This is a genomic window from Streptomyces sp. NPDC051218, from assembly GCF_044455475.1.
In the GTDB taxonomy this organism is placed as follows: Bacteria; Actinomycetota; Actinomycetes; order Streptomycetales; family Streptomycetaceae; genus Streptomyces.
Genome location: NZ_JBITEU010000011.1, coordinates 198,094 through 213,000 on the forward strand (window position 1 = coordinate 198,094; position 14,907 = coordinate 213,000).

13 protein-coding genes are annotated in these 14,907 nt (G+C 66.8%); 7 read left to right on the plus strand and 6 right to left on the minus strand.

The genetic code is table 11. The annotated features are described in order from the left end of the window. Positions 1 to 42 precede the first annotated feature (42 nt). Together ACIBCK_RS31070 and ACIBCK_RS31075 are read right to left on the minus strand one after the other, a co-directional pair. Positions 43 to 1,125, minus strand: a complete 1,083-nt coding sequence (locus ACIBCK_RS31070; RefSeq protein ID WP_399395636.1) for an inositol-3-phosphate synthase — start codon at positions 1,123 to 1,125, stop codon at positions 43 to 45. 59 nt (positions 1,126 to 1,184) lie between these two features. Continuing rightward, positions 1,185 to 1,871: a PadR family transcriptional regulator gene (locus ACIBCK_RS31075; protein ID WP_367043696.1), complete on the minus strand. Its 687-nt coding sequence runs from the start codon at positions 1,869 to 1,871 to the stop codon at positions 1,185 to 1,187. A gap of 373 nt (positions 1,872 to 2,244) precedes the next feature. Here ACIBCK_RS31075 and ACIBCK_RS31080 point away from each other — a divergent pair, with 373 nt between their 5' ends. Together ACIBCK_RS31080 and ACIBCK_RS31085 are read left to right on the plus strand one after the other, a co-directional pair. Next, a complete protein-coding gene (locus ACIBCK_RS31080) occupies positions 2,245 to 4,989 on the plus strand; it encodes a transglycosylase domain-containing protein (protein ID WP_399395638.1) in 2,745 nt (914 codons plus the stop codon). 134 nt (positions 4,990 to 5,123) lie between these two features. Continuing rightward, on the plus strand, positions 5,124 to 6,677 hold the full coding sequence (locus ACIBCK_RS31085) for a glycosyltransferase family 87 protein (protein ID WP_399395640.1): 1,554 nt from the start codon (positions 5,124 to 5,126) through the stop codon (positions 6,675 to 6,677). 94 nt (positions 6,678 to 6,771) lie between these two features. Here the strand turns inward: ACIBCK_RS31085 and ACIBCK_RS31090 are convergent, their stop codons facing one another. From ACIBCK_RS31090 to ACIBCK_RS31100, 3 genes are all read right to left on the minus strand, one after another. After that, entirely contained in the window at positions 6,772 to 7,803 is a 1,032-nt protein-coding gene (locus ACIBCK_RS31090; RefSeq protein WP_160506093.1) for an alanine racemase, read from the minus strand. 90 nt (positions 7,804 to 7,893) lie between these two features. After that, positions 7,894 to 9,015, minus strand: a complete 1,122-nt coding sequence (locus tag ACIBCK_RS31095) for a peptidoglycan bridge formation glycyltransferase FemA/FemB family protein (RefSeq protein WP_361828908.1) — start codon at positions 9,013 to 9,015, stop codon at positions 7,894 to 7,896. Positions 9,016 to 9,161: 146 nt separating this feature from the next. Beyond that, positions 9,162 to 9,473, minus strand: a complete 312-nt coding sequence (locus tag ACIBCK_RS31100) for a hypothetical protein (protein WP_399395643.1) — start codon at positions 9,471 to 9,473, stop codon at positions 9,162 to 9,164. Positions 9,474 to 9,749: 276 nt separating this feature from the next. Between ACIBCK_RS31100 and rpsF the strand changes: the two genes are divergently transcribed. The 4 genes from rpsF to rplI all read left to right on the plus strand — a co-directional run bounded on the left by rpsF (position 9,750) and on the right by rplI (position 11,488). Continuing rightward, the gene (gene rpsF, locus ACIBCK_RS31105; protein WP_006604399.1) at positions 9,750 to 10,040 is read left to right on the plus strand and encodes a 30S ribosomal protein S6; all 291 of its coding nucleotides are present in this window, start codon (positions 9,750 to 9,752) and stop codon (positions 10,038 to 10,040) included. 80 nt (positions 10,041 to 10,120) lie between these two features. Continuing rightward, positions 10,121 to 10,729, plus strand: a complete 609-nt coding sequence (locus ACIBCK_RS31110; protein WP_399395645.1) for a single-stranded DNA-binding protein — start codon at positions 10,121 to 10,123, stop codon at positions 10,727 to 10,729. A gap of 57 nt (positions 10,730 to 10,786) precedes the next feature. After that, positions 10,787 to 11,023, plus strand: a complete 237-nt coding sequence (rpsR, locus tag ACIBCK_RS31115; protein ID WP_003949403.1) for a 30S ribosomal protein S18 — start codon at positions 10,787 to 10,789, stop codon at positions 11,021 to 11,023. Positions 11,024 to 11,041: 18 nt separating this feature from the next. Beyond that, positions 11,042 to 11,488: a 50S ribosomal protein L9 gene (rplI, locus tag ACIBCK_RS31120; protein ID WP_190082966.1), complete on the plus strand. Its 447-nt coding sequence runs from the start codon at positions 11,042 to 11,044 to the stop codon at positions 11,486 to 11,488. Between the two features lie 135 nt (positions 11,489 to 11,623). On the opposite strand, the gene ACIBCK_RS31125 is transcribed toward rplI, so the two are convergent. Then, entirely contained in the window at positions 11,624 to 12,961 is a 1,338-nt protein-coding gene (locus ACIBCK_RS31125; protein ID WP_399395647.1) for an MATE family efflux transporter, read from the minus strand. A gap of 461 nt (positions 12,962 to 13,422) precedes the next feature. On the opposite strand from ACIBCK_RS31125, the gene dnaB reads away from it, so the two are divergent. Then, on the plus strand, positions 13,423 to 14,904 hold the full coding sequence (gene dnaB, locus ACIBCK_RS31130) for a replicative DNA helicase (protein ID WP_399395649.1): 1,482 nt from the start codon (positions 13,423 to 13,425) through the stop codon (positions 14,902 to 14,904). The last annotated feature ends 3 nt before the right edge of the window (positions 14,905 to 14,907 follow it).

Genomic DNA, 14,907 nt, shown 5'->3' on the forward strand with positions numbered 1-14,907 from the left:
GGATTGCCCGGGGACCCTCAACAGCTGTTCAAGCGGCGGGCTTTAGCGCTCGACCTCGCCCTTGATGAACTTCTCGACGTTCTCGTAGGCCTCGTCGTCGAAGTACTGCACCGGCGGGGACTTCATGAAGTACGAGGACGCGGAGAGGATCGGGCCGCCGATGCCGCGGTCCTTGGCGATCTTCGCGGCGCGCAGGGCGTCGATGATGACACCGGCCGAGTTCGGGGAGTCCCAGACCTCGAGCTTGTACTCCAGGTTCAGCGGGACGTCACCGAAGGCACGACCCTCGAGGCGGACGTACGCCCACTTGCGGTCGTCGAGCCACGCGACGTAGTCGGACGGACCGATGTGGACGTTGTCGGCGCCCATGTCACGGTCGCGGATCTGCGAGGTGACGGACTGCGTCTTCGAGATCTTCTTCGACTCGAGGCGGTCGCGCTCCAACATGTTCTTGAAGTCCATGTTGCCGCCGACGTTGAGCTGCATGGTGCGCTCGAGACGGACACCGCGGTCCTCGAACAGCTTCGCCATCACGCGGTGCGTGATGGTGGCACCGACCTGCGACTTGATGTCGTCGCCGACGATCGGGACGCCCGCCTCGGTGAACTTGTCGGCCCACTCCTTGGTGCCGGCGATGAAGACCGGGAGGGCGTTGACGAAGGCGACCTTGGCGTCGATGGCGCACTGCGCGTAGAACTTCGCGGCGTCCTCGGAACCCACCGGCAGGTAGCAGACGAGGACGTCGACCTGCTTGTCCTTGAGGATCTGGACGACGTCCACGGGGGCCTCGGCGGACTCCTCGATGGTCTCGCGGTAGTACTTGCCCAGGCCGTCGTGCGTGTGGCCGCGCTGGACGGTGACGCCGTTGTTCGGCACGTCGCAGATCTTGATGGTGTTGTTCTCGCTGGCGCCGATGGCGTCGGAGAGGTCGAGCCCGACCTTCTTGGCGTCGACGTCGAAGGCGGCGACGAACTCGACATCACCGACGTGGTACTCGCCGAACTGGACGTGCATCAGGCCCGGGACCTTGGCGTCCGGGTCTGCGTCCTTGTAGTACTCGACGCCCTGGACCAGCGAGGCGGCGCAGTTGCCCACGCCGACGATGGCTACGCGAACCGAACCCATTCCGGTTGCTCCCTGTGTGATCTGTGTATTCCGGATGAGACCCCGCGGACCGCGGGGTCTCACTTGGCGGTGTCATCGGACGGATCCGGCGGCGGGTTCGTGTCCCGCCGCCGGGGCAGGCCGCCCGACTCCCCAGATGTGCTGTCGTGCTGAGCGGAGCCGTCCGGGGCGGACCGTTGCTGGTCCCGCCCCGCGCGCTCGCTCTCGATGAGCTCGTTCAGCCAGCGCACTTCGCGCTCCACGGACTCCATTCCGTGCCGCTGCAGCTCAAGCGTGTAGTCGTCCAGGCGCTCCCGGGTACGGGCCAGGGAGGCGCTCATCTTCTCCAGACGCTCCTCGAGGCGGCTGCGACGCCCCTCGAGGACCCGCATGCGTACGTCCCGCGATGTCTGCCCGAAGAAGGCGAAGCGGGCGGCGAAGTGTTCGTCCTCGTACGCGTCGGGGCCGGTCTGGGAGAGCAGCTCCTCGAAGTGCTCCTTACCTTCCGCCGTCAGCCGATAGACGATCTTGGCGCGGCGCCCGGAGAGGGGGGCCGCGAGGGCCTCCTCGGGGGTGCCGCCCGATTCCTCGATCAACCAGCCGTTGGCGACCAGCGTCTTGAGGCAGGGGTAGAGCGTCCCGTAGCTGAAGGCGCGGAACACTCCCAGCGAAGTATTGAGCCGTTTACGCAGCTCATAGCCGTGCATCGGGGACTCGCGCAGCAGGCCGAGCACGGCGAACTCGAGGATGCCGGAGCGTCTGCTCATCGTCGCCTCCCGTCTGCCAGCGTCTGTCGACACGGTCTTTATGCCGAGCTGATGTATCGACTCGATACATCGAGACGATAGAACGGCCCGCCTGTTGAGACAAGAGGGGAAACGGTGAACGGCGTCACATCACCGATTCGTAGGAAGTAACTTGCCTGATTTGGGGTGAACTTCTGCCCTAAGAGGGTTTTGACGGTGCGTAGTCTGTGCGCCATGCAGACCGCCGGGAACCAAGTGACGCGTGAGGGCGTCGTTGACCCTGGTGTAGTGCGGGTGAGCGCTGAGAAGGGCGCATCCGTACTTCGGGGGGACCGGAAACCAGCCGCCGTTTCCAGGCGCGGATACCTGCGCCTGCCCGAGGAGTAATCGTTCGATGAGCGAGCACCGTCGCAAACCGCCGCAGCCGCAGGGCGGCGGACGCGCCGCGGCCAGACGCGGCGTCCCAGGCGCGTCGTCGGGTCGCCGCGCGGCACCGCGTGGCGCCACTGGATCGCCCACTTCCTCAACCGGCTCGCACGGAGCAGGAGCCCCTGACGACGGGGACCGCTCCTACGGCGGCCGTGCCGAGGCTCGTCGCGCCGCGCAGCGCAGTGGCGCTGTCGGTGCGGGTGGCGGCCGACGCAGAGCAGCCGACGGATCCGGTGCCGGGCGCGGAGGCGCCGGCGGCGGTCGGCGCGGTGGCGGTGGCCCGAACGGGCCCGGCCGCGGCCGCGGCCGAGGAGGCCACGAGCCCCGCAAGAAGCGGTTCATCGACTACCCGCGTGCGGACAAGGACGGTCTGCGCCGCTGGGTGCCGTCATGGCGTCTGGTCACCGGCCTGTTCGTCGGCTTCCTCGGCGGCCTGATGGCGGTCACGGGAATCGCGTACGCCTTGGTGGAGGTGCCGAAGGTCGACGAAGCGGCCAAGGCGCAGAACAACGTCTACTACTGGGCCAACGGCAAGCCGATGGTCGCGACCGGTGGTGAGACGAACCGCCAGATCATCGACTACGACAAGATCCCCGTGGCGATGCGCACCGCCGTCATCTCGGCCGAGAACAAGACGTTCGAGGACGACAAGGGCGTCGACCCCATGGGCATCGCGCGGGCCGTGGTCAACATGGCCAAGGGCGGCGAGACCCAGGGTGGCTCGACCATCACCCAGCAGTACGTGAAGAACGCGCGCCTGGGTGACCAGTCGCAGACGTTCACGCGTAAGTTCAAAGAGCTCTTCATCTCCATAAAGGTCGGCCGGACGGTCCGCAAGGAAGAAATCATGGCGGGGTATCTCAACACCGCCTATTACGGGCGAGGTGCCTATGGCATCCAGGCAGCTGCCCGCGCCTACTTCAACGAGGACGCCGCCAAACTGAACCCCAGCGAGTGCGCGCTGCTGGCGACGGTCCTGAAGGGCGCCACGTACTACGACCCGGCTGGCTCTCCCGAGGTTGATCCCGCGGCTTCTCGGGACGCCAACACCGCGCGTGCAACGAAGCGGTGGAAGTGGATCCTCGATGAAGAGGTCAAGGACGGCCATCTGACCGCCGAGGTTCGGAAGAAGTACACGGATTTCCCGACGCTGCACAACCCCCGTTCCAACGCTCAGCTGGGCGGTCAGGTCGGGTATCTGGTCGACCTGGCCAAGGCGTATGTGATCAACAACAGCGGTGGAAAGATCACGGCCAACGACCTACAGCAGGGTGGCTACGAGATCCACACGACCTTCGACAAGTCGAAAGTCGACAAGCTCGAGAAGTCCGTGGAGAAGGTCCGCAAGGCGAAGATCAAGCCCAAGGAGCGACCGGACAAGGACACCCACGTCCAGTTCGGTGGCGCGTCCGTTAATCCCGAGGACGGGGCGATCGAGGCCATCTACGGCGGTGAGGACGCGACCAAGCACTTCACCAACAACGCGGACCAGACCGGTGCGCAGGTCGGCTCCACGTTCAAGCCCTTCGTGCTGGCAGCGGCCTTCAAGGACGGAACGCGCGCCAAGAACGGGCCGGAAGTGCAGGAGGCCCAGCGCACGATCGTCAATCCCAAGAGCTTGTACAGCGGCAAGAACGAGCTCAAGATCCAGAATTACGACGGCACCGTCTGGAAGGACCGAGAAGGCAAGGAGTGGCTGCAGACCAACGACGGTGATGCGTCGTACAACGCGCCGACCTACCAGATCGACCTACGTGAGGCGATGCGGGAGTCGGTCAACTCTGCCTACGTGCAGCTGGGCATGGATGTCGGCCTGGACAAGGTGAAGGACGCGGCCATCGCCTCCGGCATCAAGGAGAACAGCCTGGCCAGCGCCAACTACCCGTCCTTCTCGCTCGGCACGTCCTCCCCGAGTGCGATCCGCATGGCTGGTGCCTATTCCACCTTCGCGGCCAGCGGCAAGCAGAACGAGCCGTACTCGGTGAAGGAAGTCGAGTACAAGGGCAGCAACGTCTGGCAGCACAGGTCACAGACCAAGCGGGCCTTCGACAAGGAGGTCGCCGACAACGTCACCGACGTGCTCAGGACGGTCGTCGAGAAGGGCACGGGTACCGCGGCCCAACTGAGCGGCCGCCAGGTGGCGGGCAAGACCGGTACGACCGACGGCAACAAGTCCGCCTGGTTCGTCGGTTACACCCCGCAACTTTCGACCGCGATCAGCATGTATCGCCTCGACGACAACGAGGGGAACAAGAAGCGCGAGTTCCTCGAGATGTTCGGTACGGGTGGCGAGGAGAAGATCCACGGTGCCTCGTTCCCCGCGCAGATCTGGAAGAGCTACATGGAGCAGGCCCTGAAGGGTGAGCCCGTAAAGAACTTCCCGGTCCCGCAGCCGATCGGTTCGGTCGTCGGTGAGACGCCACCGCCCGCCCCCACCCCGACCCCGTCGAAGACGGAGGAGCCGGAGACGTCACCCACGCCGAGCCCTTCGGACAGTGGGCCGTCCCCCAGCCCGTCGGACAGTCCTGATCCCGGTGAGTCCTGTGCCGACTGGGACTGGCAGTGCAACAACAACGGCGGTACGTCGGAAGGCGGGGAGAACGAGGGCAGTACCGGCGGGGAGTCGCCACCGGCCACCGATGAACCGACCGGTGGCGGAGGGAACAACGGAAACGACAACGGAGGCTGGCTCGGGGGCCCGGGAGGCTGAGCTGCTCCCCCGTGAGTGTGTTTCACGTGAAACGCACTGTTTCACGTGAAACATGCGCCGCTGAGCGTTGACGAGGGCCGCCACACCGCACCGGTGTGGCGGCCCTCTCCGTGTTCTCAGGTGCGTACGGCAGGATGTGCGGCATGCCCAGTGCAGAGACGGCGCGCACGAGCGTGCACAAGAACCCCAGTGCGCAACCGCCGGAGCCCGTACAGCCGACCAAGGAGGATGAGGTCGCCGCGGCCGGCAGCGAGCTGATCGGTGGACCCATCGGCCGCAGAGTGCTGTACGCGGCGACACGGTTGACCCCCGTACGCGTCATCGCGCTCGTGGCCATCGGGATGTTCGCACTCGGCATGGTGCAGAAGATGCCCTGCTACGACGGCGCATGGTTCCAGGGTGCGAGCTCGCAGTACACGCATGCCTGCTACTCCGACATCCCGCACCTCTACGAGGGGCGCGGTTTCGCCGACGGGCTCGTGCCCTACTTCGACAAGCTGCCCGGCGACATGGAGTACCTCGAGTATCCGGTGCTGACCGGTGTGTTCATGGAGGTGGCCTCCTGGCTGACCCCGGGCAGCGGCAGCATCCAGCACCAGGAGAAGTTCTACTGGATGGTCAATGCCGGGATGCTGATGGCCTGTACGGCGGTCATCGCCGTCTGCGTCGCCCGCACCCACAGGCGCCGCCCCTGGGACGGCCTGATGGTCGCCCTGGCGCCCGCATTCGCGCTGACGGCCACCATCAACTGGGACCTCTTCGCCGTCGCTCTCACGGCCGCCGCGATGTTGATGTGGGCGCGTGGGGGCACGTTCTCGGCGGGCGTCCTGCTGGGTCTTGCGACCGCCGCGAAGCTCTACCCTGCGCTGCTGCTTGGCCCGCTGCTCATCCTGTGCTGGCGGGCAGGGCGCTGGCGGCCGTTCCTCACGACGGCCGGGGCCGCGGTAGGGGCCTGGCTCGTGGTGAACCTGCCCGTGATGATCACGCACGACGCGACGGGCTTCCACATCCGCGAGGGCTGGGCGAAGTTCTACACCTTCAGCCAGGAGCGAGGCGTCGACTTCGGCTCGTTCTGGCTGATCCTCTCGCAGCGCATGGACGAACCGCTGTCCACGGACACGGTCAACACCCTGGCGACGGCTCTGATGCTGCTTGCCTGCCTCGGGGTCGGCGCGCTGGGTCTGACCGCGCCGCGCAGGCCGCGGTTCGCGCAGCTCGCCTTCCTGGTGGTCGCCGCTTTCATCCTCACCAACAAGGTCTACTCGCCGCAGTACGTACTGTGGCTGATCCCCCTCGCGGCGCTGGCCCGGCCGCGCTGGCGTGACTTCCTGATCTGGCAGGCCTGCGAGGTCGCGTACTTCCTGGGCATCTGGCTGTACCTCGCGTACACGACGAGCGGAGAGGCCCACAAGGGCCTGCCGACCGAGGGCTATCAACTCGCCATCGTGATCCACCTGCTGGGGACGCTGTACCTGTGCGCCGTGGTCGTACGCGACATCCTGATGCCGGAGCGGGACCCGGTGCGGCGGTCCGGTGACGATGACCCCTCTGGAGGCGTCCTGGACGGCGCACAGGACGTCTTCGTCCTCGGCCAGGCAACTCATCCGCCGCGGCAGACGGTGCACTCCACCGAGGGCCCCCAGGTGCGGTGGGGGTCGAGGTCGGCGTCGACCGACGTTTCGCCCTGAGCGAACACACCGCCGGGATGGCCTGGAACGACTGAAGGGCCGGGAGAGACGACGGTCGCTCCCGGCCCTTCAGGCTGTGTTCGGCCAGTCGTGATCAGCGGTCGACGATGCGGTCGAACTGCGTGGTGGTGTGCCGCAGATGGGCCACCAGCTCCTCGCCCACCTTCGGCTCGGGAGCGTCCGAGGGCACGAAGAGGATGGAGACCTGCATGTGCGGCGGCTCCGCGAACCAGCGCTGCTTGCCGCCCCAGACGAACGGCGAGAGGTTGCGATTGACGGTCGCGAGGCCCGCGCGGGCCACGCCCTTCGCCCGCGGGACCATCCCGTGCAGTGCCTTCGGAGCCTCCAGGCCGACGCCGTGCGAGGTGCCGCCCGCGACGACGACCAGCCAGCCGTCGGACGCGACCTTCTGCTGGCGGTAGCCGAAGCGGTCGCCCTTGGTCACCTGCGTGACGTCCAGGACGGCGCCGCGGTACTCGGTGGCCTCGTGATCGCCCAGCCAAAGATGCGTACCGATGCGCGCGCGGAAGCGCGTCTGCGGGAACTGCTGCTGCAGGCGGGCGAGTTCGTTGGCCTTGAGGTGGCTGACGAACATGGTGTGCAGCGGAAGACGGGCGGCACGCAGTCGGTCCATCCAGCCGATGACCTCCTCGACGGCGTCCGAGCCGTCGGTGCGGTCCAGCGGCAGGTGGATCGCGAAGCCCTCGAGCCGTACGTCCTCGATAGCCGCGTGGAGCTGTGAGAGCTCCTGCTCGCTCACGCCGTGCCGCTTCATCGAGGACATGACCTCGATGACGACGCGGGCGCCCACGAGGCCGTGTACGCCGTCCAGGGAGGACACGGAGCGGATGACGCGGTCGGGCAGCGGCACGGGCTCCTCGCCCCGCCGGAACGGGGTCAGGACCAGCAGGTCACCGCTGAACCAGTCCTTGATCCGGGCTGCTTCGTACGTGGTGCCGACGGCGAGGACGTCGGAGCCGAAGCGGGTCGCTTCTTCCGCGAGGCGCTCATGACCGAAGCCGTAGCCGTTGCCCTTGCAGACCGGGACGATTCCCGGGAACTGCTCCAGCACGTGCTTGTGGTGTGCCCGCCAGCGCGCGGTGTCGACATAGAGCGTGAGCGCCATGGCCGGATCCCGGAACCTTTCTCGTGGCTGCGGTGTATCAGAGATATGAAGACTATTTCGGGTGGTGCGAGTTGTGCCGGGGCGGTGCGGTCAGCGGCGCGACATGTAGATGTCGAGCGCCTTGTGGAGCAGCTTGTTGAGGGGGAAGTCCCACTCGCCGATGTACTCGACAGCCTCTCCACCCGTGCCCACCTTGAACTGAATCAGTCCGAAGAGGTGGTCCGTCTCGTCCAGGGAGTCGGAGATGCCCCGCAAGTCATAGACGGTGGCGCCGAGCGCGTAGGCGTCCCGGAGCATCCGCCACTGCATCGCGTTCGAGGGCCTGACCTCGCGGCCGATGTTGTCCGAGGCGCCGTAGGAGTACCAGACGTGGCCGCCGACGACGAGCATCGTCGCAGCGGACAGGTTCACGCCGTTGTGCCGCGCGAAGTACAGCCGCATGCGGTTGGGGTCCTCGGAGTTGAGGGCCCGCCACATCTGCTGGAAGTAACCCAGCGGCCGAGGACGGAACTTGTCGCGGATCGCGGTGATCTCGTACAGGCGCTGCCACTCGGCGAGGTCCTCGTAACCGCCCTGGACGACCTCGACGCCGGCCTTCTCGGCCTTCTTGATGTTGCGTCGCCACAGCTGGTTGAAGCCCTTGAGGACCTCGTCCAAGGAGCGGTTGGCCAGCGGCACTTGGAAGACGTAGCGCGGCTGGACGTCACCGAAGCCGGCGCCGCCGTCCTCGCCCTGCTGCCAGCCCATCTTCCGCAGCCGGTCGGAGACTTCGAAGGCCCGCGGTTCGATGTGCGAGGCCTCGACGTCCCGCAAGCGCTTCACGTCCGGGTTCTGGATCCCGGACTTGATCGCGGGAGCGTCCCAGCGCCGGATGACGACCGGCGGGCCCATCTTCACGGAGAAGGCGCCCTGCCGCTTCAGATGCGCGAGCATCGGCTGCAGCCAGTCGTCCAGGTTCGGTGCGTACCAATTGATGACCGGGCCCTCGGGGAGGTACGCGAGATAGCGCTTCACCTTGGGCAGCTGCCGGTAGAGCACCAGGCCCGCACCGACGAGTTCGCCGGTCCGGTCGTCGAACCAGCCCAGGTTCTCCGAACGCCATTCACTCTTCACATCCGCCCATGCCGGGACCTGGCAATGACTTGCCGACGGCAGGCTCTGGATATACGCCAGATGCTGCTCGCGACTGATGGTCCTCAGGGTCAGACTCATTCGGGGCGCTCCTCGGGCTGGTGTGTCCCCATGGGTACAGGGGCTCCGGCTCTCGCGCCGAAGCCTACTGTGCCCCGAGAGCGCCCCGTCTGGGCGTACGGGACCTACGCCCCCGCCCTAAGCGCGGCGGGGGCGTCGAGGGGCGGCTACCAAAGCCCGCCGAAGAGCCCGCCGTGGGCCATACCCAGGAAGAATCCGACCGCCGATGCGCCGAGGCCGAGGATCAGGCCGAAGCGTTCGCGGGTCGTCTCGGAGATGAACTGTCCCCAAGCACCCGTGGCGATTCCCACCAGGCCGGCCCAGGAGCTGAGCAGGTGGAGGTTGTGGAACATCGCCGTGACGAAGGCGATCGCACCCAGGATCAGGGTCACGCCGAGCAGCGTGTCCTGCATGGGATGGGCCTTGCCGTCCGTGGCGAAGAGAGAGCCGGCGGTGTTCGGTCGCAATGTCTGTGCCATAAGGCACCTCCTGCGGAAGGCGGCGCACTGTAGCGCCATACACACCCGATGTGTACAGATTCTGCCCTTCCGCAGCCGGATTTCAACCGGAAGCCCCGGTGCGGGTACTGTGTACCGTCTGCACCGGTGTCTGCCCAGGCCATGGCAGGGACTCCCGATCGGCCTACTGATCGGGAAGCCCGATTGTCAGTGGCTGCCGATACCGTTGCGTACGCATCACGACCCTCCTGCCACGGAACGACCGTGGCCGCTGAGTCCAAAGGAGGTGGGTTCCACATGCGTCACTACGAAGTGATGGTCATCCTCGACCCCGATCTCGAGGAGCGCGCTGTCTCCCCGTTGATCGAGAACTTCCTCTCCGTCGTCCGTGAGGGCAACGGAAAGGTTGAGAAGGTCGACACCTGGGGCCGTCGTCGTCTCTCGTACGAGATCAAGAAGAAGCCCGAGGGCATCTACTCGGTCATCGACCTGCAGGCCGAGCCTGCGGTCGTCAAGGAGCTCGACCGCCAGATGAACCTGAACGAGTCGGTCCTCCGGACCAAGGTCCTCCGTCCCGAGACCCACTGAGCTTCCTAGCTCAGCGGTACTCGGGATCCGAGTAGCAGCAGCAAAAGCAGCCAGCAGCAAACCCGCCGAGAGGTTCCCCCATGGCAGGCGAGACCGTCATCACGGTAGTCGGCAATCTTGTCGACGACCCCGAGCTGCGCTTCACCCCGTCCGGTGCGGCGGTCGCGAAGTTCCGTGTCGCGTCCACTCCCCGCACCTTCGACCGTCAGACCAATGAGTGGAAGGACGGCGAGAGCCTCTTCCTCACCTGCTCGGTCTGGCGTCAGGCGGCGGAGAACGTCGCGGAGTCGCTTCAGCGAGGCATGCGCGTCGTCGTGCAGGGCCGGTTGAAGCAGCGGTCCTACGAAGACCGTGAGGGCATCAAGCGCACGGTCTACGAGCTGGACGTCGAGGAAGTCGGCGCCAGCTTGAAGAACGCCACGGCCAAGGTCACCAAGACCACCGGTCGCGGTGGCCAGGGCGGCGGATTCGGCGGCGGTGGCGGCGGCCAGCAGGGCGGCGGCAACTGGGGCGGCGGCTCCGGTGGCGGTCAGCAGCAGGGTGGCGGCGGCGGTGCTCCCGCCGACGACCCCTGGGCGACCGGTGCGCCGGCCGGCGGCGGCCAGCAGGGCGGCGGCGGTGGCTGGGGCGGAAGCTCCGGTGGCTCCGGCGGCTCTGGCGGCGGCTACTCGGACGAGCCCCCCTTCTAGGCCTTAGGGCCAAGGGTGGGCCGTTCCCACACTTCTTGATCAAACAGGAGAGAACACATGGCGAAGCCGCCTGTGCGCAAGCCTAAGAAGAAGGTCTGCGCATTCTGCAAGGACAAGGTCACGTACGTGGACTACAAGGACACGAACATGCTGCGGAAGTTCATTTCCGACCGCGGCAAGATCCGTGCCCGCCGCGTGACCGGCAACTGCACGCAGCACCAGCGTGACGTCGCCACGGCCGTGAAGAACAGCCGTGAGATGGCGCTGCTGCCCTACACGTCCACCGCGCGATAAGGGAAGGGTGACCGACTAATGAAGATCATCCTCACCCACGAGGTCTCCGGCCTCGGCGCCGCCGGCGAGGTCGTAGACGTCAAGGACGGTTACGCCCGCAACTACCTGATCCCGCGGAACTTTGCGATCCGCTGGACCAAGGGTGGCGAAAAGGACGTCGAGCAGATCCGTCGTGCTCGCAAGATCCACGAGATCGCGACCATCGAGCAGGCCAACGAGGTCAAGGCCAAGCTCGAGGGCGTCAAGGTCCGTCTGGCCGTCCGCTCCGGCGACGCCGGTCGTCTCTTCGGTTCTGTCACCCCGGCTGACGTCGCTTCGGCGATCGAGGCCGCCGGTGGCCCGAAGATCGACAAGCGTCGTGTCGAGCTGGGCTCGCCGATCAAGACGCTGGGCGCCCACGCGACGTCCGTGCGTCTGCACCCCGAGGTTGCCGCTCAGGTCAACATCGAGGTCGTCTCCGCCTAAGCACTGCGTTTGGCAGGGCTGAAGCAACCGTTGGGCCGCACCCTCAGGGTGCGGCCCAATGTGTTTCTGAGGTGCTGCTTCACGGACGCTGTTTCACGTGAAACAGCGTCCGGTGGTCAGCGGGAAGGCGCAGGCTCAGCGGGTCGCGCCGGTGACGATCCAGTGGCCGGAGCGCGTGCGCAGCCAGAGGGTCGCCATGCGGACCGCCATCATGAGGGTCATCGCTGCCCAGACCGCGGTCAGTCCACCGCCGAAGGTCGGCACGAGGAGGGCCACCGGGGCGAAGGCCGCCAGTGTGGCCAGCATCGCCCAGGCCAGATACCGGCCGTCTCCCGCGCCCATCAGGACGCCGTCGAGGACGTAGACGATGCCGCAGATCGGCTGGGAGATCGCCACCACCACGAGGGCGGGCAGGGCTGCGTCCTGGACGACGGAGTCGCTGGAGAAGAGCGGGATGAACAGCGGTCGGGCCAGGACGACGAGGACGCCGAGCACGACTCCCGACGCGATGCCCCACTGCACCATGCGGCGGCAGACGTCGCGGGCGCCCTGGGCATCGTTCGCGCCCAGGTAGCGGCCGATGATCGCCTGGCCGGCGATGGCGATCGCGTCGAGCGCGAAGGCCAGCAGGCTCCACAGCGACAGGATGATCTGGTGGGCAGCCACATCGGCGTCGCCGAGGCGGGCTGCCACCGCGGTCGCGATCATCAGGATTGCCCGCAGCGAGAGCGTACGGACGAGGAGCGGTGCGCCGGCTTGGGCGCAGGCCCTGATGCCGGCGGCGTCGGGGCGCAGGGAGGCACCGTGGCGCCTGGCTCCGCGGATGACCACGTAGAGGTACACGGCGGCCATCGCGCACTGGGCGATGACGGTGCCCCAGGCGGAGCCGGCGATGCCCAGGCCGGCGCCGTAGACGAGGGCCACGTTGAGGACGCCGTTGGTGACGAAGCCGCCGACCGCCACGTACAGCGGGGTCTTGGTGTCCTGTAGTCCGCGCAGGACACCGGTGGAGGCGAGCACGACGAGCATGGCGGGAATGCCGAGCGAGGAGATCCGGAGATACGTGATCGCATACGGGGCCGCGGTGTCCGATGCGCCGAAGAGCTCCACGAGGGCGGGTGCGGTGGGAAGGACGACGGCGATGACGGCGGCCCCGAGCAGGAGGGCGAGCCAGATGCCGTCCACGCCCTGGCGGATGGCGGCCTGTAGATCTCCGGCGCCCACTCGGCGGGCAACGGCGGCCGTGGTCGCGTAGGCGAGGAAGACGAAGACGCTCACGGCGGTGGTGAGGAGAGCCGAGGCGACGCCGAGTCCGGCAAGTTGTGCAGTGCCGAGGTGGCCCACGATGGCACTGTCGGCCATCACGAAGAGAGGCTCGGCGACGAGTGCGCCGAAGGCGGGAACAGCGAGGGCGATGATCTCTCGGTCATGCTGTCGCCGAGCGACCTTCGTCGCCACGGGAGCCGGTGTCATGGGCACCAATCTAATCTTCCACAGGTAAGAGATGCAATGCCCATAGGACCCTTACCTGGTCTCGAGTCGGGCACACTTTGGGGCGCTGTTCGGCAGGATCTTGAGCCGACTGGGAAAGTTTTTCTTCTGCACAGCCGGTGGATGCGAAAGATGCAGGTCAGAGGCTATTTGTGGAGAAGGCTGAGTGCTTGTTCACAGGCCTGTCCACCGGGCCGTGCACAGGTTTGGCGGGGTTCTCCACAGCAACGCGCCCGTCATCCACACCGCCTGTGGATAACCAGATTGGCTGACGGTGGCCACGGGCCTACCGTGGGGCGGAGCCCCCCCTCGTGATCCTGCCTCGGAAAGCCCGTAAATCCGACGCGTCAGAACCGGAGTTGGGCCGCTTATTTGTCAGTGTCGTGCCGTAAGAAAGAAGGGCACGGCGAGGTCCGCGCGGCGGACGTGAGGGAGGTGGCCCGGTGAGTATTTCCGAGCCCTTGGACGACCCCTGGGCCGACAGCGGTGCCAGTGACCGTCTGCCCGCCTCCCGACAGCGCCGTGACGGAGGAGGCAGAGGCCGCGACGAGCAGCACGAGCGCGGCCGTGAAAGCGGTGGCTGGGACGGCGGCGGAACCGCCTTCGAACGTGTACCGCCGCAGGACCTCGATGCCGAGCAGTCGGTGCTCGGCGGCATGCTGCTGTCCAAGGACGCCATCGCCGATGTCGTCGAGGTGCTCAAGGGCCACGACTTCTACCGGCCCGCGCACGAGACGATCTACACGGCGATCCTCGATCTGTACGCCAAGGGGGAGCCCGCCGACCCGATCACCGCGGCGGCCGAGCTCACCAAGCGCGGCGAGATCACCAAGGTCGGCGGGGCCTCGTATCTGCACACGCTGGTGCAGACGGTGCCGACGGCGGCGAACGCCGAGTACTACGCGGAGATCGTCCACGAGCGGGCGGTCCTGCGCCGCCTCGTCGAGGCCGGCACACGCATCACACAGATGGGATACGCGGCCGACGGCGACGTCGACGAGATCGTCAACAGCGCCCAGGCCGAGATCTACGCGGTCACCGAGCAGCGCACCAGCGAGGACTATCTGCCGCTCGGCGACATCATGGAGGGCGCGCTCGACGAGATCGAGGCGATCGGTTCGCGCAGCGGCGAGATGACCGGTGTACCGACGGGCTTCACCGACTTCGACTCGCTGACGAACGGCCTGCACCCCGGCCAGATGATCGTCATCGCGGCCCGTCCCGCCATGGGTAAGTCCACGCTGGCCCTCGACTTCGCGCGCGCCGCTTCCATCAAGCACAACCTGCCCAGCGTCATCTTCTCCCTGGAAATGGGGCGCAACGAGATCGCGATGCGTCTGCTGTCCGCGGAGGCACGGGTGGCGCTGCACCACATGCGGTCCGGCACGATGACGGACGAGGACTGGACGCGGCTCGCGCGTCGGATGCCCGAGGTCTCGGCGGCGCCGCTCTACATCGACGACTCCCCGAATCTGTCGATGATGGAGATCCGCGCGAAGTGCCGCCGTCTCAAGCAGCGTGCCGACATCAAGATGGTGATCATCGACTATCTGCAGCTGATGCAGTCCGGTGGTTCCAAGCGCGCCGAGAGCCGCCAGCAAGAGGTCTCGGACATGTCGCGAAACCTGAAGCTGCTCGCCAAGGAGCTCGAGGTCCCGGTCATCGCGCTGTCGCAGCTGAACCGTGGTCCCGAGCAGCGCACCGACAAGAAGCCCCAGGTCTCGGACCTGCGTGAATCCGGTTCGATCGAGCAGGACGCGGACATGGTGATCCTGCTGCACCGCGAAGACGCGTACGAGAAGGAGTCGCCGCGCGCGGGCGAGGCGGACATCATCGTGGGCAAGCACCGTAATGGCCCGACGGCGACGATCACGGTCGCCTTCCAGGGTCACTATTCGCGCTTCGTGGACATGGCGCAGACGTAGCGG